Annotated in this window: 19 protein-coding genes; 11 read left to right on the top strand and 8 right to left on the bottom strand. The window is 63.5% G+C overall.

Features of this window, described 5'->3' with window-relative positions; all coding sequences use genetic code 11:
• From INQ48_34960 to INQ48_34950, 3 genes are all read left to right on the top strand, one after another.
• Complete coding sequence (locus INQ48_34960; GenBank protein QRF62716.1) at window positions 1-729, top strand: ABC transporter ATP-binding protein; 729 nt, start codon at window positions 1-3, stop codon at window positions 727-729.
• Window positions 722-2,632, top strand: a complete 1,911-nt coding sequence (locus INQ48_34955; protein QRF62715.1) for an ABC transporter permease — start codon at window positions 722-724, stop codon at window positions 2,630-2,632. The genes INQ48_34960 and INQ48_34955 overlap by 8 nt, the downstream gene beginning before the upstream one ends.
• Window positions 2,633-2,747: 115 nt before the next feature.
• Window positions 2,748-3,443 carry a DJ-1/PfpI family protein gene (locus INQ48_34950; protein QRF62714.1) on the top strand — a complete coding sequence of 232 codons (696 nt, stop codon included), beginning with the start codon at window positions 2,748-2,750 and terminating at the stop codon, window positions 3,441-3,443.
• Window positions 3,444-3,647: 204 nt separating this feature from the next.
• Here the strand turns inward: INQ48_34950 and INQ48_34945 are convergent, their stop codons facing one another.
• Together INQ48_34945 and INQ48_34940 are read right to left on the bottom strand one after the other, a co-directional pair.
• On the bottom strand, window positions 3,648-5,114 hold the full coding sequence (locus INQ48_34945) for a D-aminoacylase (protein ID QRF62713.1): 1,467 nt from the start codon (window positions 5,112-5,114) through the stop codon (window positions 3,648-3,650).
• 30 nt (window positions 5,115-5,144) lie between these two features.
• Window positions 5,145-6,395 carry an FAD-binding oxidoreductase gene (locus INQ48_34940; GenBank protein QRF62712.1) on the bottom strand — a complete coding sequence of 417 codons (1,251 nt, stop codon included), beginning with the start codon at window positions 6,393-6,395 and terminating at the stop codon, window positions 5,145-5,147.
• A gap of 158 nt (window positions 6,396-6,553) precedes the next feature.
• On the opposite strand from INQ48_34940, the gene INQ48_34935 reads away from it, so the two are divergent.
• On the top strand, window positions 6,554-7,186 hold the full coding sequence (locus INQ48_34935; GenBank protein ID QRF63083.1) for a helix-turn-helix transcriptional regulator: 633 nt from the start codon (window positions 6,554-6,556) through the stop codon (window positions 7,184-7,186).
• Between the two features lie 153 nt (window positions 7,187-7,339).
• Here the strand turns inward: INQ48_34935 and INQ48_34930 are convergent, their stop codons facing one another.
• The 6 genes from INQ48_34930 to INQ48_34905 form a co-directional block, all read right to left on the bottom strand.
• Complete coding sequence (locus INQ48_34930) at window positions 7,340-9,130, bottom strand: acyl-CoA dehydrogenase (protein QRF62711.1); 1,791 nt, start codon at window positions 9,128-9,130, stop codon at window positions 7,340-7,342.
• A 108-nt stretch (window positions 9,131-9,238) separates the two neighbouring features.
• Window positions 9,239-9,778, bottom strand: coding sequence for a MarR family transcriptional regulator (locus tag INQ48_34925; protein ID QRF63082.1), 540 nt, complete (start codon window positions 9,776-9,778; stop codon window positions 9,239-9,241).
• Between the two features lie 82 nt (window positions 9,779-9,860).
• A complete protein-coding gene (locus INQ48_34920; protein QRF62710.1) occupies window positions 9,861-10,667 on the bottom strand; it encodes an alpha/beta hydrolase in 807 nt (268 codons plus the stop codon).
• A 117-nt stretch (window positions 10,668-10,784) separates the two neighbouring features.
• Window positions 10,785-12,023, bottom strand: a complete 1,239-nt coding sequence (locus INQ48_34915; GenBank protein ID QRF62709.1) for a 2Fe-2S iron-sulfur cluster binding domain-containing protein — start codon at window positions 12,021-12,023, stop codon at window positions 10,785-10,787.
• A gap of 5 nt (window positions 12,024-12,028) precedes the next feature.
• Window positions 12,029-12,880 (bottom strand): FAD binding domain-containing protein, encoded by an 852-nt coding sequence (locus INQ48_34910; GenBank protein ID QRF62708.1) that lies wholly within the window; start codon window positions 12,878-12,880, stop codon window positions 12,029-12,031.
• The gene (locus tag INQ48_34905; GenBank protein QRF62707.1) at window positions 12,877-15,258 is read right to left on the bottom strand and encodes a xanthine dehydrogenase family protein; all 2,382 of its coding nucleotides are present in this window, start codon (window positions 15,256-15,258) and stop codon (window positions 12,877-12,879) included. The genes INQ48_34910 and INQ48_34905 overlap by 4 nt, the downstream gene beginning before the upstream one ends.
• Before the next feature lie 499 nt (window positions 15,259-15,757).
• On the opposite strand from INQ48_34905, the gene INQ48_34900 reads away from it, so the two are divergent.
• From INQ48_34900 to INQ48_34870, 7 genes are read left to right on the top strand one after another with little or no spacing between them, the layout of a single operon-like run.
• Window positions 15,758-16,075 carry a non-heme iron oxygenase ferredoxin subunit gene (locus tag INQ48_34900; GenBank protein QRF62706.1) on the top strand — a complete coding sequence of 106 codons (318 nt, stop codon included), beginning with the start codon at window positions 15,758-15,760 and terminating at the stop codon, window positions 16,073-16,075.
• Window positions 16,072-17,325, top strand: coding sequence for an FAD-dependent oxidoreductase (locus tag INQ48_34895; GenBank protein ID QRF62705.1), 1,254 nt, complete (start codon window positions 16,072-16,074; stop codon window positions 17,323-17,325). The genes INQ48_34900 and INQ48_34895 overlap by 4 nt, the downstream gene beginning before the upstream one ends.
• Window positions 17,326-17,352: 27 nt before the next feature.
• The gene (locus INQ48_34890; GenBank protein ID QRF62704.1) at window positions 17,353-18,663 is read left to right on the top strand and encodes a Rieske 2Fe-2S domain-containing protein; all 1,311 of its coding nucleotides are present in this window, start codon (window positions 17,353-17,355) and stop codon (window positions 18,661-18,663) included.
• On the top strand, window positions 18,660-19,175 hold the full coding sequence (locus tag INQ48_34885) for a nuclear transport factor 2 family protein (GenBank protein QRF62703.1): 516 nt from the start codon (window positions 18,660-18,662) through the stop codon (window positions 19,173-19,175). Before INQ48_34890 ends, INQ48_34885 begins: the two co-directional genes overlap by 4 nt.
• 17 nt (window positions 19,176-19,192) lie before the next feature.
• On the top strand, window positions 19,193-20,188 hold the full coding sequence (locus INQ48_34880; GenBank protein QRF63081.1) for an amidohydrolase: 996 nt from the start codon (window positions 19,193-19,195) through the stop codon (window positions 20,186-20,188).
• A 23-nt stretch (window positions 20,189-20,211) separates the two neighbouring features.
• The gene (locus tag INQ48_34875; GenBank protein ID QRF62702.1) at window positions 20,212-21,255 is read left to right on the top strand and encodes a 2,5-dihydroxypyridine 5,6-dioxygenase; all 1,044 of its coding nucleotides are present in this window, start codon (window positions 20,212-20,214) and stop codon (window positions 21,253-21,255) included.
• Complete coding sequence (locus INQ48_34870; protein ID QRF62701.1) at window positions 21,252-21,896, top strand: isochorismatase family protein; 645 nt, start codon at window positions 21,252-21,254, stop codon at window positions 21,894-21,896. The genes INQ48_34875 and INQ48_34870 overlap by 4 nt, the downstream gene beginning before the upstream one ends.
• Window positions 21,897-21,967 lie beyond the last annotated feature (71 nt).

Here is a 21,967-nt window from a genome sequence, read left to right as displayed (position 1 = left end):
ATGCACGACATCCACGACACACAGGCCCTCCTCGACGTGCGCAAGCTCAGCGCAGGCTACGCGGGCAACCAAGTGCTCGACGACGTGCAGTTCCATTTACTGCGCGGCGAGGTCGTGACGCTGTTGGGCCGCAACGGCGCAGGCAAATCGACCACGCTCAAGTGCCTGATGGGTTTCATCGCCGAGAAGACAGGCAGCATCACTTTCGAAGGCCAGCCCATCGTGCGTTGCCCTCCCGAGCAGATCGCCAAACTCGGCATGGCTTACTGCCCCGAGGAGCGCGGCATCTTTTCGCAGCTGAGCGTGCGCGAAAACCTCCTGCTGCCGCCCGTGCTGCGCGATGGCGGGCTCTCGCTGGACGAGGTGTACGCGCTTTTCCCCAACCTTCGCGAGCGCAGCGCCAGTCAGGGCACCAAGCTCTCGGGCGGCGAGCAGCAAATGCTGGCTATAGGCCGCATTCTGCGGACCGGGGCGAAGACCCTTCTTTTGGATGAACCTAGCGAGGGCTTGGCACCCGTAATCGTCAAACTCATAGCGCGCACCGTGCTGGAACTCAAGCGCCGCGGCTTCACCATCTTGCTGGTGGAGCAGAACCTGCGCTTCGCCGCAGAACTGGCCGACCGGCACTACGTCATGGAAACCGGCCGCGTGGTCGACATGCTGACGCGTGAAGACATGCAGCGCGACACTGGCCGCGTCGAGGCTTATTTGGGGATGGGACATGCTTGAATCGTTGGGACTGCTTTCTCCCGCGCTGTTCGGTCAGCTGTTGCTGGGCCTGATCAACGGCTCCTTCTATGCCATGATGAGCCTGGGCCTTGCCATCATCTTCGGCTTGCTCAACGTGGTGAACTTTGCGCATGGCGCGCAGTACATGATGGGCGCGTTCACGGCCTGGATGCTGCTGCAGTGGGCAGGTATTCCGTACGGGTGGGCGCTATTGCTTGCGCCTTTGATCGTGGGCCTTTCGGGTGTCGTGTTGGAGCGCTTGTTCGTGCGCCGGCTCTACCACCTGGACCATGTCTATGGGCTGCTGCTGACCTTTGGCATCACGCTCATCGTGGAGGGTCTGTATCGCAAGGCTTTCGGGTCCGCCGGGCTGCCTTACGCCAACCCCATGCCGGGTGGCTTGCGCACAGGTCTGGGCTACCTGCCCTACTACCGGCTCTGGGCGCTGTTTGCTTCGCTGTTGATCTGTCTGGCCACCTGGTATCTCATCGAGAAGACCCGGCTCGGGGCTTACCTGCGCGCCGCCATTGAGCGGCCCGATCTTGTGCGCAGCTTCGGCATCAACGTGCCGCGCATGGTCACGCTGGTTTACGGGTTCGGCGTGGGCTTGGCGGGGCTGGCCGGCGTGTTTGCCGCGCCTATCTACAACGTCAGCCCGACCATGGGCTCCAACCTCATCGTAGTTATCTTTGCAGTGGTAGTAATCGGCGGCATGGGCTCGATCAAGGGTGCCATTGTCACTGGTTACTTGCTGGGCCTGACAGAGGGCTTGGTGCGCTACTACTACCCACCGCTTTCGGACACCGTGGTTTTCATCATCATGGCGGCGGTGCTGCTCATCAAGCCGGCGGGTCTGTTCGGCAAGGGCGCTATCGCGCAGCACGCCAGCACCGCGCTCGACAGCAAGCCGCGCCGGATGCCTCAATGGAGAGCCCCGTTCCGCTGGGCGTTCCTGGCATTGGCGCTGGCGGCGCTGGCCACGGTGCCGTTCGTGCTGTACCCAGTGTTTCTGGTCAAGGTGCTGTGCTTCGCGGTGGCCGCCAGTGCAGTCAACCTGCTGCTGGGTTACATGGGCGTGCTGTCGTTCGGCCACGCCATGTTCTTCGGCTTCGCGGCTTACGTGGCCGGATACCTGGCCAAGGTCTGGGGCGTTACGCCAGAACTGGCCATCCTAGGGGCCACACTGGTGGCCACGGCTCTGGGGGCCGTGGTGGGGCTGCTTGCCATTCGTCTGCAGGGCATTTACTTCGCGATGTCGACGCTGGCCCTGGCGCAAATGGTCTACTTTTTTTGCTTGCAGGCGCCTTTCACGCATGGCGAAGATGGCATCCAAGATATCCCGCGCGGCATGGCTTTCGGCGTCTGGGACTTGAAGAGCGATCTGTCGGTCTATTTCTTCGTGCTGCTGGTATGCGGTGCGGCCTTGCTCATGGTCGCGCGACTGGTGCATTCACCTTACGGCCGCATCGTGGCCGCCGTGCGCGACAGCGAACCGCGCGCTGTCTCGCTGGGCTACAACGCCAACCGCATCAAGCTCTCGGTGTTTGTGTTCTCCGCTGCCATCACCGGTTTGGCCGGCGCCACTAAGGCCATTGCGGTACAGATCGCCACGTTGACCGACGTGGGCTGGCATATGTCGGGCGAATTGCTGTTGATGACTCTCGTAGGTGGCCTCGGGACCATCGTTGGCCCCATCGTTGGCGCGCTTGCGCTCATCAGTATGCAGACCTATATGTCTGAGCTACAGGATTGGGTGACCGTTGCGCAGGGCCTGGTGTTCTGCGTGGTGGTGCTGGCTTTCCGCGGCGGTATCGTGGGCAGCCTGGCGGGATCGTGGCGTCGGCCTTCGCAGCCGTCTGTACGTCAGGTGCTGACGCCTGCGGCGGAACCGACGATCCGATAAACACCAACAACAACGGCCACCATGTCTGGCCATGTAGAGCGCGGTAGGGGTTTCACGTGCACAGTGGGCATACCGCAACGACTTCTCACCAACGCCTGAGTGCAGGCTCCATGCTATGAACTCCAAAACTTCCCTACAGATCGGCGTGCTCGTGTTCGAGGGCATGACCTCGCTGGATGCGCTCGGACCCTTTGAGGTGCTGGCGCGTACGCCCGACAGCGTCTGCCACTTGGTCTGGAAAAGCCGCCAGCCAGTGAAATGCGACACCGGCCTGCTCGTCACGCCAACCATGTCGTTCTCCGAGGCGCCGCAGTTGGACGTGATCGTTGTGCCTGGGGGGCCAGGTCAAAACGATCTGATGGGCGACGACGAACTTCTGGACTTCTTGCGCCGGCAGGCACCTGGCGCGCAATGGGTCACCTCGGTCTGCACTGGCTCGTTGCTCCTGGCGGCGGCCGGGTTGCTCGATGGCTACAAGGCCACCTGCCATTGGCTGTCGCTCGACTTCCTGCGGATGTTTCCTGTGCTTGTCACGCCGCAACGCGTGGTGATTGATCGCAATCGCGTCACCGGCGCCGGCGTGACCTCGGGGCTTGACTTTGCTTTCGTATTGCTGGATCTGCTGCGCGGTGAGGATGTGGCCAAGAGGCTGCAACTGATGTTGGAATACGACCCGGCGCCGCCCTTCAACAGTGGGCACCCGAGCGTAGCGGATGCGGACACGCAGGCCGCGGTGAAGGTGATGGCAGGGGCGATGCTGGCACGACGGGAAGCCGCGTGTGTAGAGGCCGTGCAGCGCAAAGCCGACTAGCAGATTCGACAGGTCTGCAAATTACGAACTTGTCTCGCGAGAGGTCGGTATGACACTGGCCGAATCTGAAGACAACGGCAGCAAACTGGCATACGTCGAAACCCTGAGGTTTTTCCGCGGCCGCTGAGCACTGTATCCAGTGCCCGCGTTGCCGCAGGCACACGCGCCTGGCCCTGGCAGTCCGCGACCCCGCGCGCGATTCGGCTACGGGCCTTCGACCGTTGCCGATGCTCGGCACAGCACTGCGCCGCGTCGTGCGCCGGTGTGAGCTCCCGCGCTCCAGGTCAGCGACCCATTGACGACGACGTGCGCGATGCCCTCCGCCGCCAGAGTCGGGTTTTCATAAGTCGCGCGGTCCTTGACCGTGTCGGCGTCGAAAACGACCAAGTCGGCATGGTGACCCTGCTTGATCTCGCCCCGATCGAGGAGCCCGAAGTTGCGAGCTGTCAGACCGGTCATCTTCCAGACTGCCGTCTCCAGGGGGAAGAGGGACAGATCGCGCGAGTAACGTCCCAGCACCCTTGGAAAGGTACCCCACAACCGAGGATGGGGTTTGTTGCCGACGGGGATGCCGTCCGAGCCGATCATGGTTTCATCAAAAGCCATGATCTTCTGCATTTCGGTCTCGTCGATGAAGTGGTAGATCGCTGTACCGGGTCGCAGGCGTTCTGCAGCCTGGACGACGGACACACCCCATTCCTGCGCGATGTTGTCGAGGTCACGCCCGGCACACTCTGGATGCGGCTCGCTAGAAGCGATGGTGACCCGGTTCTTCAGCATGTCCGGGTCAGTCAGGATCATGGTGGAACCGGCGGTGTAGGGATAGCAATCCAGGCAGACCGGCTGCTTCTTCATGGTCTCGAGGATGAAGGGCAGCGTTTCGCGCGTCAGGCCGAAGTTGGCGCTGTGCATGACCTTGTGGTGCGAGACAAGGACTGTCACGCCCAGCGTGCGGCCGATGTGGAACGTCTCCTCCAGCGCGTCCATGACGCGATGGTCCTCATGTCGCATGTGGGTCACATACATGGCGCCGTGGCTGGCAAGCGGAGCGCAAACGCCGAGCACCTCCTCGGTGGTTGCATGCCGGGCTGGTGGATACCAGGTTCCGGTTGAAATTCCCAACGCGCCGGCTGCAAGTGCCTCCTCCAGCAGCAGCCGCATCTGGGCCACCTCGTCCGGCGTGGCGGCACGGTCCAGCGAATCCATCACGACGGCGCGCAAGGTGGTATGGCCGACCAACGGGACCACGTTCACGGACGATGGCGTGGCGCGCAATGCTGCCAGATAGGCTGCGAAGGTGCTGTAACGCTGGCTCGGCGGAGTCTGCAGGATGTCGATGGGCGAGGGCAAATGCATGTCGGTCTTCAGCGGCGCCGCGCTGAGTCCGCAATTCCCGGTGACGACCGTGGTAACGCCTTGCGAAACCTTAAAAATCATCTCCGCCTGGGACAGCACCGCTTGGTCATCGTGCGTGTGCGAGTCGATGAAGCCGGGAGCCACGATCATGCCCGTCGCGTCCAGGACCTCGTCGGCCGTGTGTGATCGCAGATCGCCCACCGCAGCGATACGGCCCTGTCGCACCCCCACGTCGCTGACGAAGCGAGGCGCTTTTGATCCGTCAATGACGGTGCCTCCGCGCACCAAAAGGTCGTAGTGTGGATATTTCGGCATAGATTCTCTCGAGGACTGGTGAACCGACCGTCAGCGCGCGAAGCGCTGCGGGACGAAGGGCTGGTGGTCGATATAGGTCGCGCCGCCTTCTATCTGCTCAGCCAGAAGTCGCGCAGTGGCGGGCCCTAGCGTCAGTCCCTGGTGCGCATGACCAAAATTGAACCACAGGCCCTGGTGTAGATGGCCTTTGCCAATGACAGGCAACATGTCTGGCGTACATGGGCGGGCGCCCATCCAGGGTTGCGACTCCACCGTCTCCCCAAGGTCCAAAAGCTCGCGCACGATGCTGTTCGAACGATGCATCTGCACTGGTGTGGGGGACGCCCCGAGCCGCGCGAACTCGGCGCCTGTGGCCACGCGTAAGCCCTGTGACATGGGCGACAGCATGATGCCGTTCTCGGTGTCGAGCATTGGCTTCGCTAAAGTGGTCTTGATCCGGTAATGAAGGTGATAGCCGCGCTTGACGAACATTGGGAAGCGGTACCCCAAGCGCCGTACCAGCGCGTCCGACCAAGCGCCCATGGCCACGACCACCTGAGCAGAGGTCAACGACGATCCCACGTCCGTCGCACCCACGGCCCATCCGGCGCCATCGCTGCGCAGCGAATTCGCGTCCTCGCGGAGGATGGTCCCGCCGCGACGCTCGAACAGACGGGCGTAGCGCCGTACCAATTCACCGGGGTTGGACACGCTCCATGCGTCCTCCCAGAGGACGGCGCCGGCCATCCTTTGTTTGAGCGCAGGCGCTGCGGCCGCCAATTCTTCGCCGTCCATTACCTGGCAGTTCAATCCGTAGTTCGCGCGTATTCGCTGGACATCGGCAACCGCCTTGGCAAGGCGGTTGACACTGCGAAAGGCTTGGTGCCAGCCTTGCTTGCCGATCAGCGCGTCGGCGCCGGCCGCTGCGATCAGGGGTGCATGTGCCTCAGTGGAGTGGGCAATGAGGCTGCTGTGAGCCGCCACTGCGCGTGCATAGGGACCAGGTCGCGAATGGCGCCAGTAGCGCAGCAGTGGTGCCACCAGGCTTGGCAAGGCTTTGAAGTGATAGTAGATGGCGTTGGAGCGGCCAACCGCCGCGAGCAGCAGCGTGGCGAGGTCTTGCGGAAAACCATAGGGCTCTACCGCCTCTCGCTGGATCAGTCCCGCATTGCCGTACGAAGCTCGGGTGCCGGGCCCATGGGGATCCACCAGCACGACCGCATGGCCGCGTTCCTGCAGGGCAAGGGCGGTGCTGACACCAACGATACCCGCGCCAAGCACCATGAACTCCGATTTGTGCATTGGATATGAACACGTCCCAGCGTGCTTCGATACAGAGAGGGTCGCCCGGCGGCTGCTGGGCGGTGCGCGAATGCTAAGGCTCTTTTTTCATATATGCAAATTTTTATAGCCAGCGATCCGATTTAAACTTGACGCTGCCCAGCCCCCTCGAGCACTACTTGAAACCGCATCTCGAAACGCGTCCATCGGCGGCGCCCACGACGGTCACGCTGGACCGCGTGACATTCGGCAAGCGTCTGCGCTTGGCGCGCAAGCAGTTCGGGTGGACCCTGCAAAAGGTGTCTGATCTGTCTGGCGTCTCCATCCCCACTATCTCGCGCGCTGAACGCGGTCAACTGGCCTTGGGTTACGACAACATCTCGGCGTTGGCGCAGGCGCTGAACATAGACATGGGCACGCTCTTCGCGGAGGACGGCAAACAGCAGGGCCCGCTGGCCGAACCGGTGCTCACGCGTGCAAGCGAAGGCGTGAGCTACAAAGGTCTAAACGTGTCCTACGAGTTTCTGGGTGCCACAGCACTAGGGAAGACTATGCGACCAGTTTTGGCCACCATCCATGCCCGCAGCATCGACGGGCCGGACGATTTCGCTCGACACGATGGCGAAGAATTCGTCTATGCACTGCGCGGAGAGGTCGACGTTCATTTCGAAAACGGTCGTTGCATCCAACTCGCCCGAGGTGATTCGCTCTACTTTGACAGTCGAATCGGGCATACCTATGTCAGTACGGGCCGTCACTTGGCTCGGTTGATCGTGGTCATGACCGAAAACTACCCAGCCATTGAGCGCTGAGCCCGTCTCGCGCCGGCGAACAGCGGCGCCGGCGGCGCAGTGCCATAGCAAAGTGGATGGTGGGGTGGGTGACATGCCACCACAAGCCTCGATACAGCCCCATACAGCGCCGTCTTCATAGACGCTGCCTCGAACGAAGCTGTCTGCAAGTCATCAGTAGGCCTCGAGCGCCAGCGCGTTCACGCTCTCGGCGCCGTCGACGATGCTGTCGCGCAGGCCCGGCGCCTTCGCGAGGATGTGCTCGGCATAGAACCGCGCCGTGGTGATCTTGGCCTGCATGAAGTCGACGTCGACGTTGTGCGAGGCCTGGTCCTGCGCCACGATCAGCGAACGCGCGAGCTGCCAGCCGGCCACCAGGTTGCCCGCGAGCATCAGGTAGGGCACGCTGCCCGCGAACACCGCATTGGGCGAGGCCTTGGTCTGGCCCGCGACGAAATCCACCACCTCGACGAAAGCCTCGCGCGCGGCCTTCAGGCGCTTGAGCACGGCCTTGGCGGCGGCGCTGTCGCTCTTCGCGAGCTCGGCCTCGGTCTTCTCGATCTGCGCGGCGATGGCCTTGGCGGTCTGGCCGCCGCCGCGCGCGGTCTTGCGGCCCACGAGGTCGTTGGCCTGGATCGCGGTCGTGCCTTCGTAGATCGTGAGGATCTTCGCGTCGCGGTAGTACTGCGCCGCGCCGGTCTCCTCGATGAAGCCCATGCCGCCATGCACCTGCACGCCCAGCGAGGTCACCTCGAGGCTCATCTCGGTGCTGTAGCCCTTGACCAGCGGCACCATGAATTCGTAGAAGGCCTGGTTCTGCTTGCGCGCGTCGGCATCGGGATGGTGGTGCGCGGCGTCGTAGGCCGCGGCGGCCACGCTGGCCATGGCGCGGCAGCCTTCGGTGTAGGCACGCATGGTCATCAGCATGCGCTTCACGTCGGGGTGATGGATGATCGCCGCGCTCGCATTGATCGAGCCGTCGACCGGGCGGCTCTGCACGCGCTCCCGGGCATAGGCCACCGCATGCTGGTAGGCGCGCTCGGCGATCGCGATGCCCTGCATGCCCACCGCGTAGCGGGCCGAGTTCATCATGATGAACATGTACTCGAGGCCGCGGTTCTCCTGGCCCACGAGATAGCCGACGGCGCCGCCGTGGTCGCCGTACTGCAGCACCGCGGTCGGCGAGGCCTTGATGCCCATCTTGTGCTCGATGCTCACGCAGTGCACGTCGTTGCGCGCGCCAGGCGAACCGTCGGCGTTCAGCAGGAACTTCGGCACCACGAACAGGCTGATGCCCTTCACGCCCTCGGGCGCGCCGCTCACGCGCGCCAGCACGAGGTGCACGATGTTCTCGGCCATGTCGTGCTCACCGTAGGTGATGAAGATCTTGGTGCCGAAGACCTTGTAGCTGCCGTCGGGCTGCGGCTCGGCGCGGCTGCGCACCAGCGCGAGGTCGCTGCCGGCCTGCGGCTCGGTGAGGTTCATCGTGCCGGTCCACTGGCCGCTCACGAGCTTCTCGAGGTAGGTGGCCTTGAGCTCGTCGGAGCCCGCGGTCAGCAGCGCCTCGATGGCGCCGTCGCTGAGCAGCGGGCACAGCGCGAAGCTCATGTTGGCCGAATTGAGCATCTCGCCGCAGGCGGCGCCGATGGTCTTGGGCAGGCCCTGGCCGCCGAAGTCGGCCGGATGCTGCAGGCCCTGCCAGCCGCCCGACACGTACTGCGCGAAGGCGTCCTTGAAGCCGGCCGTGGTCGTGACCTCGCCGTCCTTGAACGACGAGGGATTGCGGTCGCCCGCGACGTTGAGCGGCGCGATCACGTCCTGGTTGAAGCGCGCGCATTCCTCGAGCACGGCCTGCGCGGTCTCGAGGCCGGCGTCCTCGAAGCCGGGCAGCCTGGCAATCTCGCCGATGTTGGCCAGGTGCTCGATGTCGAACAGCATGTCCTTGAGGGGGGCGGTGTAGCTCATCTCGATCTTGCTTCTTGCAGCAATTCCAAAGTAGTCGGGAAATACGGCTGGGCCCAACAGAAGGCACCGGCCGGGCGGCAGGAGGCCACTCGGTATGAACCTGAAGGACTAGCCTTGCTTGTCCATCTTTTCGTGTGCATCCACGAGTTGGACCAGCAGTTTCATGAAGACAGCGCGATCTTCTGGGGACAGCGGCTGGATCAACAGCTCCTGAGATCGGTGGATGCTTTCCTGTAGGTCGTTGATCAGTTTCAGGCCGTCCTTGGTAATCACCGAAAGCCTCGAGCGCCGGTCGTCGGGGTTGACGCGCGTTTCGACGAGTCCCTTGTCGCCCAGGCGTTTGAGCACTTCCGCCGTCGTCGTCCGGTCCAGGGAAAGCTCCCTGCCGATGGCCTTTTGATCAAGCCAGGGATTCATCGACAGCGCCGTCAACATGCCGACCTGCAGCGGCGTGATGCTCTCTGACTTGCACAGGTCGAAGAAGAGTGCTTGGCCGATCTGGGTCAAGCGACGAATCAGGAAGCCCGGACGCCGCCACATCACTTCGCGCAGCGGATTGAAAGGCTCGGGGCCAGGGGGCTTGGCCGCTTGCACCTCCGTCACGCTGCCTGTGTTCTTCTTTCGGGCCGGAGAACGCTTCGTCATCATCTCGAGATCGCCAATAGTGTCAGCCGACGAGTGTATCGGCTCCTCCCTGTGCGAATAGAATGCCAATCTGCCTCCGGGCCCGCTACAGCAGGTCGACCTTCAGAAACTCGCCCAGCTGGCGATGAAAGTCTGCCTCGTCGTCCCAGGGGATCATGTGGCCGGCGCCAGGCACCGTGCAATGGGACAAGCCAGGCGCGAGTGCTTCAAGCTCTGCCAAGTCTTCCGCAAGTACCACACCACCTCGACCTGCCGTCATGAGAAGTCCGGGCGTCCGCAACTTGGCAAGGTCGGTGTGGATGTCGTCGCTATGAAAACCGGCATGCGCCTGCACGATGGCTTCCTCGCTGCAGGTATGCAGCCACTCAGCTCGCAGTTGCAGCTGTTCGTCCGTCCAGGTCGGCGCATAGGGCCGAAGTTCTTCTGCCGTGACGCCCTTGATGGCCATCCGAATCGATTCCAGATACCAAGGCAGTGGCACGGGATACGGGCGGCGGCCGGGACCGGAGACTGGGGGGTCCACCAGCAGCAGCCTGTCGATACGTCGGGCGTCGCGCGCAGCCGCCCGAATCGCAACGCGCGCGCCCATCGAATGGCCCAGCAGCGTCACGGAAGACCATGCTTGAACCCCCAACAGCTCGAGCACGTCGGTCACCATGGCATCGAGACTCGCGTCCATGCCGGGCGCGCTCGAGGACAAGCCGCGTCCCCGAAAGTCCAGGACATGGACGTCGAAGTGGCGAGCCAGTCGCTCGGCGACGAAGCCCCAGGTGATCGCGGGGCTCGTGATGCCCGGCAGCAGGAGCATGCGCGGGCCCTGCCCACCATAGCGCAGCAGGTGCAGCCGCACCCCGTTCGCACGTACGTGATAGCCATGAAGAAGGGAACTCATTGCGACTCCGAGCTGTTCCATACACAGTCGCTCTCGCTCCCGGCTGGTGTTGAAGATTGCATCGATGAAAAAAACCTGTCCGTTGCGCCGGGCTTGTGAAACCCGGCGTGGCGCGTATCAAGGCCGCGGCGGTTTTCCCAACCAGCCGCGGATGCGGTTCCAGAGCACGCTCCACATCATTGCCGCCATGGACACGGTGGGCTGCGGCTCGTTGGTCGACACCGCCTGCCCGCCCAGTCTGCGGGTGATCTGTTTTCCAAAGTCCGCCACCATGCGGCGCACGAAATCCTTCACAAGGCCAGAGCGGGAAAATTGCGCGAGCGGCCCCTGCAGCGCGTAGATCATGTCCACGTGCACCCGGGTGTTGTCGACCGACAGCGCCTCGAGCCGATAGCTGATGTCGCCCTGGGTACGCGATTTGCTCAAGCTGTCCTGGCCCGCGCCCCGGAGGACGGCACGCTTGGCTGCGTCGTCACGCTCCAGCCGAGCAGCACCCGCGAAAGCCGCCGACATCGGGCCGAACTTGATGGCGATGGTGCCCTTGACTCTTTCGCCCTCATGCGAGTCGATGGTTGCGCCCGGCAGGCATGAAGCCACGACGGGCAAGTCGCCCATGAATTCCCACACCCGATCGACCGGATACGGCACGTCGAAATGGACGTCAATCGCGTTGCCCTTCGCCTTGGCCTTGGCCATCGCCACCGGATCGACTTCCGCCATATCCGCAGCAGCGCTCGATGCGGACGCGGCCGACTTGCTGCTCGATGGAGCGGAGTTCGAAGTGGACGGGGAGGCCGATCCGACTGGCGCCACCGCGGCGACACGCGTCATCGCGACCGATCGCGGGGCGGTCAATCGTTGCCGCAGTTGCTCGAACTGTGCGTCGGGGCTGACCCGCTGCTGCTGCAAGACGTCCAGGATGGCGTCCACAATGCCTTGGTAGCCCGTGCAACGGCACAGGTTCCCGGAGAGCTCAAGACGCACGCACGCCTCATCGGCCTCGGGCAGGCGAAGCACGATGTCGCGCGCCGTGGTAAGCATTCCCGGCGTGCAAAAGCCGCACTGCAGTGCGTGGTGGTGCGTGAACGCCTGCCGCAGCCGTCGCATGACCGCGTCATCTTCATAGCCTTCGATGGTGGTGATTTCACGGCCTTCGCAGGCCACGGCGAAGGTGATGCACGAGCGCGTGGGCTGGCCGTCAACGAGCACCGTGCAGGCGCCGCAGACGCCGTGTTCGCAGCCGAGGTGCGTTCCTGTCAGGTGTAGTTCGTCACGCAGGAAGTCGCCAAGGTGCATTCTCGGCTCGGCCTGCCGGCTGAAGCTGCGGCCGTTCACTTGAATGGAAATGGGGTCCAAGTCTCTTACTCCGCTTGTTTTGGGCCGGCAAAGATGCCGGACTGATCGAGTGCGCGCTCCAGGCAGGCCGTGAAGAGTTTCCGGTCGATGGCGTCGCGTTCGGGGAGTGCCGCATGCACGGCCGCGCGCAATGCCTCGCGTCCCGCCACGACCGTGCCCTTGAGCGCGATCTCCGCGGCCAACGTGTGCAGCAGCAGGGGAGGGCCATCGACGGCTCCCAGCACGATCCGGGCACACTTTCGCGAAGCATCGAAATAGACCGCCGCACTGGCTTCTGCAAACTCGCCCGGCTTGCGGCAGACTTTGTGGTATCCCCAATGCGTGGTGGGGGTTTGCGAAGGCACCGAGATGGCGACAATGAGTTCATCGGGCTCGAGCACGGTCGTGTAGGCGCCGAGCATGAACGCGTCGGCCTCGGCTGCGCGCTCGCCTCTCGGCGATCTGATTGCTACGCGAGCGCCGAGTGCCGCGAGGGTCACGACCCAGTCGGCCGCAGGATCGGCATGCGCCAGACTGCCGCCCAAGGTACCTCGAGTGCGAATCGCGCGATAGGCGATTCCGCGCGCGACTTGGCGCATGGGATGATCAGTCAGCGGCGCGTGGACGCCGTCCTCGATCTCGGCATGGGTGACGGCAGCACCGATCTCGACCCAGTCGGCTTTGCGGGTTACCGCGCGCAAGCCGGGAATGTGTGCGACGTCGACCACCTGTGCGGGCCGCGCCAGCCTCAGGTTGAGCATCGGTCCGAGCGACTGGCTTCCGCTCATTGCCTTTGCGGCGCCGGCGCCGGCGGCCAGCGTCGCGATTGCCTCATCCACCTCGAGGACGCGCGCGTACGCGAATTTCGGCGCTTTCATCGTGCGTGCTCCTGCTCGCGCTTCGCACCTTCGAGTGCCGTGAGCAGGCGGCGTGGTGTCAACGGCGTCATCAGCACCTCGGCGGCACCTGTGCCCCGCAGGGCATCGTTCACGGCATTGAAGATCACGGCCGGCGGTGCGATCGCGCCGCCTTCGCCCACGCCCTTGGCACCGAATTCGGTGTGCGGTGAAGGTGTCTCGAAGTGTTCTATCCGGATGCGTGGCACTTCCGTGGCGCCCGGCAGGATGTAGTCAGCCAAGGTGGAAGCAAGCGGCTGGCCTTGGTCGTCGTACGGGCTCTCCTCGTACATGGCGGTGCCGATGCCCTGCGCGATGCCGCCGATGGTCTGCCCTTCCACGATCATCGGATTGACCATGGTTCCGCAGTCTTCGACGACGACGTAGTCGAGGATCTCGACTTCGCCGGTTTCGGTGTCGACGGCCACCACCACTGCGTGCGTCGCATAGGTGAAGGTGCCGGTATCAACGTTGGGTTTGTACGCCCGCGACACCTCCAGACCACCGAGATAAACGTTGGCAGGCAGATCTTGCGGCGTGAGGTACCACGCGCCACCGACGTCCGACAGCGGGATTGACTTGTCGCCGGCCACGGCGCGACCCTCGATCAACGCGACGGTCGGTGCATCCACGCCCATGAGGTAGCCCGCGATCGACTGGAGGCGGGGCAGGAGTTCCTTGCACGCGACCGAGATGGCCCCTCCTGACATGACCGTGGCGCGCGAGGCGTAGGTGCCCGAGGAGAACGGGGTCAGCGCGGTGTCTCCATGCACCACCCGGATTCTGGCCACCGGGATGCCGAGCACGTCGTTGGCGATCTGCGCGAAGCTGGTCTCCATGCCCTGGCCATGCGAGTGCACGCCGACACGCACTTCGAGTCCGCCGTCAGCTGTCATTCTGACGACTGCCTGGTCGAAGCCGGGTACCACTGGCAGGCCCCAATTGGCGAACACCGTCGTGCCGTGGGCAGACTGCTCGGTATAGGTGGCCGTGCCGAAGCCGATGAGACGGCCGTCCGGCTCACCGCGCGCCTGGCGCTCGCGTACCGCGTCCAGTCCGATCATCTCCACGGCGCGGCGCAGGCTTGCAGGGAAGTCGCCGCTGTCGAAGTGCTTGTTGGCGACGTTGACATAGGGCATAGCAGCCGCCGGCACGAGATTCTCCATCCGCACTTCCCATGGCTCGCGCCCCACTTCACGCGCCACCGCATCCATGAGGAGTTCGATGGCAAAGCAGACACCCGTGCGCGCGACGCCGCGATAGGCCATGAACCCGGGCTTGTTGGTCGCGACGCAGAGGGTCTCGCATCGATAGCCTCGAAAGGTGTAGGGGCCGGGTAGATTGCCGATCGCCTGTCCTGGCTCCAGGCCGACGAAGAAGGGATAGTAGGAATATGCGCCGCCGTCGATGGTGATGACTGCGTCCAGCGCCAGGAGCTTGCCGGTGCGGTCCGCATAGGCGGTGAGCTGATAGTGATGCTGCCGCGTGTTGGCGCCGACGATCAGGTGCTCGCGTCGATCTTCGAGGTAGCGAAACGGTGTGCGGTACGTCTTGGCGAGCCAGGCAACGCACAGGTCTTCAGGGTAGAGCTGACCCTTGTAGCCGAAGGCGCCCCCGACGTCCGGTGACACGACGCGTACGGCCTCTTCGTTCATCGAGAGGTGCTGGGCGATCCCCACACGCAGCAGATGCGGAACCTGGGTCGCACTGACGACCACGAGTTGATCAGTCTGGAAGTCCCAGTAGGCGAGCACCGACTTGCCCTCCAGCGGGACGATGCACTGACGCGACAGCTCGACCGTGCGGCTGACCTTCACCTCGGCCTTCGCGGCAAGCTCCTCGAAGTCGCGATTGGCCCGCAGCGTGAGAAACACGTTGTCCTTCCATTCGGGATGCATGAACTCTTTCGTGGCGGCGAGGGCGGACTCAGCGCTGTGGTAGACGGGCAGTTCGTCATACGAGACCTCCACCTCCTCCAGCAGGTCTTCCGCCATGGCGCGCGTCGGGGCAACCGCCATCGCGATGGCCTCGCCGACATGGCGAACCTTGCCGGAGGCCAGTGGCGGCAATGCCGAGTACTGGTAGGTGGGCAGCGAAGACGGCGAGCCTATGTCTGCCGCGTCGGACATCATTTCCCGCAGGAACACCTTCCCGGCCAGCGTCTCGGGAACCTCGACGCCGGTGACGACGGCATGGGCCAGTGAGCTCCGCAGGAAGGCAACCTCCTGTAGGCCCGGCAGCACGAAGTCGCCGACGAAGTTGCCCTTGCCCACCAGATGACGCGCGTCTTCCTTGCGCGGGACTCTGGCACCGATGCCTTCGCGCTTTAACAGACGCGCGGGGATGTCTGCGTGGTCCATCAGTTTTCTTCTCCTTCCGATTTCCATGTGCCGAGCTGTACCGGTTGTGCAGCGTCTGACACGCGAGATACGAACCAGCCAAATCGATCGCGCCCAAGCATCCCAGCCACGTTCCCCACAAAGGGACGGCATCAAAGCTACTTCACACGCCGTTCAGCGCTTGGATCGAGAGGCCGGCTCGCACGCGTAGCCCCTCGACTCAAAGTGTTGGTCAGCCCGCTGGCGTTCCGATTAAGTCAGTTAACTGTCATAAGTGTATGCGGCATTGGTTCGCGTGGAAAGATGTTTCTCTCAAGCGCGGTAGACAGTGAGGCGATGTTCCATAAATGGTGCGCTTTACCAATGAGAGCGCCCCGTATCGATGCAAAAAGACAGACTTTGCAAGTCCATCTTGGGGCGTCGGAATTCCGTAGAAACCCGAACAAAAAACTTGGGACAAATCTCCATTTATGTCAGTACACTGACTACTTTTGATGCTCAAGATCGACAGGATCGAACGATGGAATGGATCAAGGTTGCTTCAGCGCAGGAGCTGAGTAACGACGAAGCGAAGACCGTCAACGTCGCGGGCCAGGGCGTCGCGCTTTTTCGTATCGAGGACGAGTTTTTTGCCACCGACGGCATGTGCACGCATGCCACGGCGCTGCTCTCGGAAGGCTACGTGGAGGATGGTTGCGTCGAATGTCCGCTGCACCAGGGCCGCTTCGACATTCGCACGGGCAAGGCGATGTGTGCGCCGGTCACCGTGGATCTGCGCACCCATCCCGTCAAGCGAGAAGGCGACGACATCTATGTGTTGTCGCCCCGGGCCCAATGACGTCGCCAGATGTTCTCATCGTCGGCGCGGGCCAGGCGGCGGCAGTCGCGGCCCGTGCGCTGCGCGAGGGAGGCTTTCGCGGCGGCATCACGATGGTGGGGCGGGAACGCCACAAGCCGTATGAGCGTCCGCCGTTGTCAAAGGCTGTCCTGGTGGCGGCGGAAGAGCCACGTCTCGACGTTCTACCGCAGGAGGTCTGGGCACTCGGCGACATCGACTTGCTGAACGGCAGCGATGCAGTTGACCTGGATGTCGCGAAGCGGCAGATCCGCCTTGCCTCGGGCCAGGTGCTCGCATACGACATGTGCCTTCTTGCTACGGGCGGGGAGCCGAATGCACTGGCATCGGCTCCGGCTGGCCATCCGCATGTGCACTACATGCGCACCCTAGAGGATGCACGCAGGCTGCGCGTTGCCCTTCATGGCAAACCGCAGGTCGCTATTCTGGGAGGTGGTTTCCTCGGCCTCGAAATCGCTCACGCCGCGATGTTCATGGGCGCATCAGTGAGCGTGTTCGAACGGGCGACGTCCCTGCTCGATCGCTTCCTGCCCCCCGATGCGTCGATGTGGCTCGAATCCGGGCTGCGCGAAGCCGGCGCACGGTTGCTGTTCGGAGCCTCCCTTGGCGGCATCCACTCACTGCCCGGCGGTCGAATCCGCCTTGCCACGGATACGGGCGATCTGGACGTCGATGAGGTCGTCGTCGCCATCGGTCTCTCGCCCAACGACTCGCTGGCTCGCGATGCAGGGCTGGCGATTGCAGCGGGAGGTGGCGTTTTGGTCGACGCGCTGTGCCGCACCAGCGACGAGCGAGTCTTCGCATGCGGCGATTGCACCAGCCAGCAACGACCCGGACAGGCGGCGCCCATGCGACTGGAATCTTGGCAGAACGCCAACGATCAGGCACGCACTGCCGCAGCCGCCATGCTCGGCGTGCCCATCCCCGTGCCGGCAGTGCCCTGGTTCTGGACCGACCAGGGGAAACACAACATCCAGATGCTTGGATTGCCGGCACTGGATCTCGACTACCTGCGCCGAGGCGATCCGGGCTCAGGCAAGGCGTTATGGATCGGCCATCGCGGCGGCGTTCCGCTCCATGGCGTCGCCTTGAATGCGGGCGCCGATCTGCGCGCCATTCGTCCCCTCTTCGAAAAAAGGCTGCCCGTGCAGCTTGACGACTTCCTGCTGGACGCCACCAACCTGCGCGCCTGGGCCAGGCAGATCCAGGCCGGTGCCGCGGCCATCGTTTAACCACCTCTCAGAGCCAAGGAGCTTTCCATGTATCAATCGCAGGCGGTCATCGGCATCACCAATGCCAGAAAGAACCCGCCCCTGGAGCAGTGCGTCTGGCCCGCCGACGCGCTCAACAACATCCCCGACTGGGTGTACACCAGCCAGGCCATCTATGACCAGGAGATCGAGCGGATCTTCCGTGGAGACACCTGGAACTTCGTGGCCCTGGAAGCCGAAATTCCAAACCCTGGCGACTACAAGCGCGGCTATGTGGGCGCCACGGCGGTGGTGATCGTTCGCGCGGAAGACAACACGATCTCCGTCTTCGAGAACCGCTGCGCCCACCGCGGCGCCGAATTCTGCCGCTCCAGCCACGGGAACGCCAAGGAGTTCGTCTGCCCCTATCACCAGTGGTCTTACGACCTCAAAGGCAATCTGCAGGGCGTTCCATTCAAGCGCGGAATCAACAAGATCGGCGGCATGCCATCGGACTTCAAAAACGCGGAGCACGGGACTCGCCAGTTGCGCGTGGCCACGCGCAACGGCGTGGTGTTCGCCACCTACTCCGACAAGACCCCGCCGCTGGAGGAGTACATGACCAAAGAGATTGTCGAGGAGTTCGACGTTCCCTTCTCGGGCAAGAAGCTCCGGATCCTGGGTTATTGCCGCAACGAGCTTCCGTGCAACTGGAAGATGTACCACGAGAACCTCAAGGATCCGTATCACGCGACGTTGCTGCACTCGTTCCTCGTGGTGTTCGGCCTTCTCGTGCCGGGTATCAAGTCGATCGTGTTCGCAGACAAGGAACATGGACGCCACGGCTACATGGCATCGTCCAAGCCCGACCAGGTCTATGCCACCGTCGCCGCCGACGACAAGGCGGAGATGCGTTCGTTCAGCGACAACCTTCGGCTGCGCGACGAGCGGTTCTTGGACTATGTGCGCGAGTTCGACTCGCCCTGGTCCGCCAACATGATGACCATGTGGCCGAACCTGATTGTGCAGCGCCAGATGAACACGATGGGCGTGCGTCAGATCATCCCGAACGGTCCCAACAGCATGGTGATGCAGTGGACGATGTTCGGCTACGAAGACGACACGCCGGAGATGACCCGGCACCGCCTCCGCCAGGGCAACTTGATGGGTCCGTCGGGTTTCCTCGGCCTTGAGGACAACGAGGCGCTGAAGTTCGTGCAGGAAGGCATCCGCAATTCGTCCTCGGATAACAACGTGGTCAAGCTCGATGCTGGCCACCAGGGCACGGCACGCAACCTGATCTCGGAGTCGTGCATCCGCTCGCTCTACGAGTACTACCGAGGAGTCATGGACATCCGTGTCGCGGAGATGGCAGCATGAAGGAGCAACTCGCCTACACCCGCTCTGTGGTGTTGCCCCGTCGCGCCGCCGAACTGCGGGCGGAGATCGACTCCTTCCATGTCGAGTACTGTGCCGTCCTCGACGCCAACGACGTGGAGCGCTGGCCCGAGTTCTTCAGCAATGAAGCGAAATACCGGATCACCTCGCGTCAGAACGCGCTGCTGAACATGCCCGTTGGCCTCGTCTATTGCGAGGGCCGGGACATGATCACTGATCGCGCGCTCGCCGTGGCGCACTCGCAGATGTTTGCGCCTCGCCACATGCTGCATGTCCTGGGCATTACGCGGGTGCTGCAAGAGACGAGCGACACGATCAGCTCGCAGACACCCTTCATCCTGATGCAGACCCTCGTCGAGGGGCCTTCCACCGTGCATCTCGCCGGCATCTACCACGACCGTTTTGTGCGCGAAGGCGAACGACTGCTCATCGCCAGCCGCGAAGTGGTGCACGACACCGAGATTCTTGACACAGCCCTGGCCTACCCGGTCTGAACCCGATGAAGACAATGATGAATCGAACTCCCAAGATCGCGCTCGAAGAGCACTTCTCCGCCCCTGGCTTCGATGCGTACTCTGCCAAGTACACACGCGCATTGCCAGCCGACTTCGTGGCTCGGCTCGACGCTAGGCTGAGCGACTTCGACGACCAGCGCCTGGCCGAGATGGACGCCGGAAACATCGAGTTCGCCGTGCTGTCGCAGACGATGCCCGGCGTGCAGGCCGAGACGGATGTTGCTTCCGCCGTCCGGCGCGCACGCGAGAACAACGAGTTCCTCGCCGAGCGCGTGGCGCGCCATCCGAAACGATTCGGCGCCTTTGCCCATGTGGCATTGCAGGACCCGCACGAGGCTGCGCGAGAGCTGGAGCGCACGGTCGTAGAGCACGGCTTCAAGGGTGCGTTGATCAACGGCCATACCCTGGGGCGCTACTACGAGGGCGGCGAATTCGATGTGTTTTGGGAGCGCGCACAGGCGCTTGGCGTGCCCATCTACCTGCATCCCAACGCGTTCAGCCAGCCACCGGCGCTGCTGGAAGGCATGCCGGTGCTCCAGGGAGCCGTCTGGGGATGGGGCGTGGAGACGGCAGGGCACGCCCTGCGCCTGCTGTTCGGCGGGGTGTTCGATCGTTACCCGCGACTGACCCTGTTGCTGGGCCACATGGGCGAGGCCCTGCCATATCAACGCCGGCGCATCGACAGCCGCTTCGCTGCCTATCCCTCGGGCATCAAGTTGGCACGCAAGCCCAGCGAGTACATCGGCAGCAACATCCTGATCACGACATCTGGCGTGTGCTCCGCGCCGGCACTGCTTGGCGCTATTGGCGAGCTCGGTGCGCAAGCCGTGCTCTTCTCCGTGGACTATCCCTACGAGTCCACCGCCGAGGCTTGCACCTTCATTGAAGGGGCGCCGCTCGATGAGCGAACTCGTGCGCTGGTCTGCTACGGCAATGCCCGCCGGCTCTTCAAGCTGGGCAGCCCGCAGGATCTGGCGCTCCTACAGATCTGACACTTTCAAACAAAGGACAAAAAATGCCAGTCAGCGACTATCAAATGGTCAAGGCCTGGGACCAGGTTCTGAAGCTCAGCAAGGTGGAGCGCGGACAGAAGGTCTCGATCCTGTGCGGTCCCCACACCCATCCGCAAACGCTTCAAACCGCCACCATTGCAGCTCAAGCCGCGGGCGCAGTCGTGACCAGGATCGAGCTGCAGCCTATCAACGCGGAGAAGGCCCCGAGCCGCGACCTCATGAACTACCTGGGGGAAACGCCGCTCACCAACAACCCCGTCGCTCTCGCGGCCATGAAGAACAGCGACATCGTCCTGGACTTGATGCTGCTGCTGTTCTCGCCAGAGCAGATGGAGATCCTCGAATCGGGAACGAAGATCCTTCTTGCCGTCGAGCCGCCCGAGGTGCTGGTTCGGGCGGTGCCAACCGAGGCCGACCGCGAACGCGTGCTCGCCGCGTCGAAGCTGCTCAAGGCCGCTAAAAAGATGCACGTGACCTCGCCGGCCGGCACGGACGTGACTTTCAAGCTCGGCGACTTCCCGACCATCTCCGAATACGGTTTCTGCGAAGAGCCCGGGCGCTGGGACCACTGGCCGAGCGGTTTCCTCTTCACTTTCGCCAACGAAGGCGGCAGCGACGGCACCATCGTGATCGACCGCGGTGACATCTTGCTACCGCAGAAGAACTACGTCTCCGACAAGATCACGATGCGTCTGCGCGAAGGCTTCGTGCGCAGCATCGAAGGTGACATCGATGCTGCCTTGCTGCGCGAGTTCATGGAGGCCTACAAGGACCCCGAGGCCTACGCCATCGCGCACATCGGATGGGGGATGCAGCCGCGCTGCTTCTGGCACACGCTGTCCCTGGTGGACCGCGAGGCAACTTCCGGGCAGGACGCGCGTGCGTTCGAAGGCAATTTCCTGTTCTCGCTGGGCCCGAACAACGAAGCCGGGGGAACTCGCACCACGCCTTGCCACCTTGACATCCCATTGCGCAACTGCACGGTGGAGCTCGACGACGTCGTCGTGGTTCGCAACGGCAAGGTCATCGACGAGGCTTTCCAATGAGCACCGCTCCGGACATCTACAAGCAGCAGGGCTTCGGCCATGTCCTCACGCCGAAGGCGCCGTATGGCGTGCTGATCATCGACTTCGTCAACGGATTCGCCGACCCGCTCACGTTCGGCGGCGGCAACATCGAGCCAGCCATCGAATGCACGCGGGGCCTGCTGGATGTGGCACGCGCGCGTCGATGGCCGATCGCCCACACGCGCGTCGTGTACCAGGACGATGGAGCCGACGCCAACATCTTCGCGCTCAAGGTGCCGCCCATCCTCGCCCTGCGGGAGGACGCGCCGCAAAGCCAGATCGTTCCGCAACTGCAGCCCTGCAACGGTGAACTCGTGCTGCGCAAGATCCACCCGTCGGCGTTCTTCGGGACTTCACTGGCTTCCTGGTTTTCCCAGCGCGGGGTGCAGACTTTGCTGATCGCGGGATGCACAACCAGCGGGTGTGTCCGTGCCAGCGTGGTCGATGCCATGTGCCACGGTTTTCGTCCTCTCGTCGTCACAGATTGCGTGGGCGACCGGTCACTGCGGGCGCACGAAGCCAATCTGTTCGACATGCAACAGAAGTACGCGACGTTGATGTCCCGCGACGACGCCCTGCAGGCGACTGCAGCAGCGCAGTCGCACGCCGAGCCGCCCTGAAGCCGGCCCGCGCCCCACGATTCCCGTCCCCACCTCTCGTCAATACCCGGGCGCATGGCTCGCCAGCGACC

Origin of the sequence: Variovorax paradoxus (genome assembly GCA_016806145.1) — a bacterium.
Lineage (GTDB): Bacteria > Pseudomonadota > Gammaproteobacteria > Burkholderiales > Burkholderiaceae_C > Variovorax.
Note: the sequence above shows the minus strand (reverse complement) of the source record. Positions and strands in the feature narration are given on the sequence as shown.

Coding starts and splice junctions, on each gene's coding strand:
- INQ48_34960 (QRF62716.1), top strand. CDS start 1: ATGCACGACATCCACGACACACAGGCCCTCCTCGACGTGCGCAAGCTC.
- INQ48_34955 (QRF62715.1), top strand. CDS start 722: ATGCTTGAATCGTTGGGACTGCTTTCTCCCGCGCTGTTCGGTCAGCTG.
- INQ48_34950 (QRF62714.1), top strand. CDS start 2,748: ATGAACTCCAAAACTTCCCTACAGATCGGCGTGCTCGTGTTCGAGGGC.
- INQ48_34945 (QRF62713.1), bottom strand. CDS start 5,114: ATGCCGAAATATCCACACTACGACCTTTTGGTGCGCGGAGGCACCGTC.
- INQ48_34940 (QRF62712.1), bottom strand. CDS start 6,395: ATGCACAAATCGGAGTTCATGGTGCTTGGCGCGGGTATCGTTGGTGTC.
- INQ48_34930 (QRF62711.1), bottom strand. CDS start 9,130: ATGAGCTACACCGCCCCCCTCAAGGACATGCTGTTCGACATCGAGCAC.
- INQ48_34925 (QRF63082.1), bottom strand. CDS start 9,778: ATGATGACGAAGCGTTCTCCGGCCCGAAAGAAGAACACAGGCAGCGTG.
- INQ48_34920 (QRF62710.1), bottom strand. CDS start 10,667: ATGAGTTCCCTTCTTCATGGCTATCACGTACGTGCGAACGGGGTGCGG.
- INQ48_34910 (QRF62708.1), bottom strand. CDS start 12,880: ATGAAAGCGCCGAAATTCGCGTACGCGCGCGTCCTCGAGGTGGATGAG.
- INQ48_34905 (QRF62707.1), bottom strand. CDS start 15,258: ATGGACCACGCAGACATCCCCGCGCGTCTGTTAAAGCGCGAAGGCATC.
- INQ48_34900 (QRF62706.1), top strand. CDS start 15,758: ATGGAATGGATCAAGGTTGCTTCAGCGCAGGAGCTGAGTAACGACGAA.
- INQ48_34895 (QRF62705.1), top strand. CDS start 16,072: ATGACGTCGCCAGATGTTCTCATCGTCGGCGCGGGCCAGGCGGCGGCA.
- INQ48_34890 (QRF62704.1), top strand. CDS start 17,353: ATGTATCAATCGCAGGCGGTCATCGGCATCACCAATGCCAGAAAGAAC.
- INQ48_34885 (QRF62703.1), top strand. CDS start 18,660: ATGAAGGAGCAACTCGCCTACACCCGCTCTGTGGTGTTGCCCCGTCGC.
- INQ48_34880 (QRF63081.1), top strand. CDS start 19,193: ATGAATCGAACTCCCAAGATCGCGCTCGAAGAGCACTTCTCCGCCCCT.
- INQ48_34875 (QRF62702.1), top strand. CDS start 20,212: ATGCCAGTCAGCGACTATCAAATGGTCAAGGCCTGGGACCAGGTTCTG.
- INQ48_34870 (QRF62701.1), top strand. CDS start 21,252: ATGAGCACCGCTCCGGACATCTACAAGCAGCAGGGCTTCGGCCATGTC.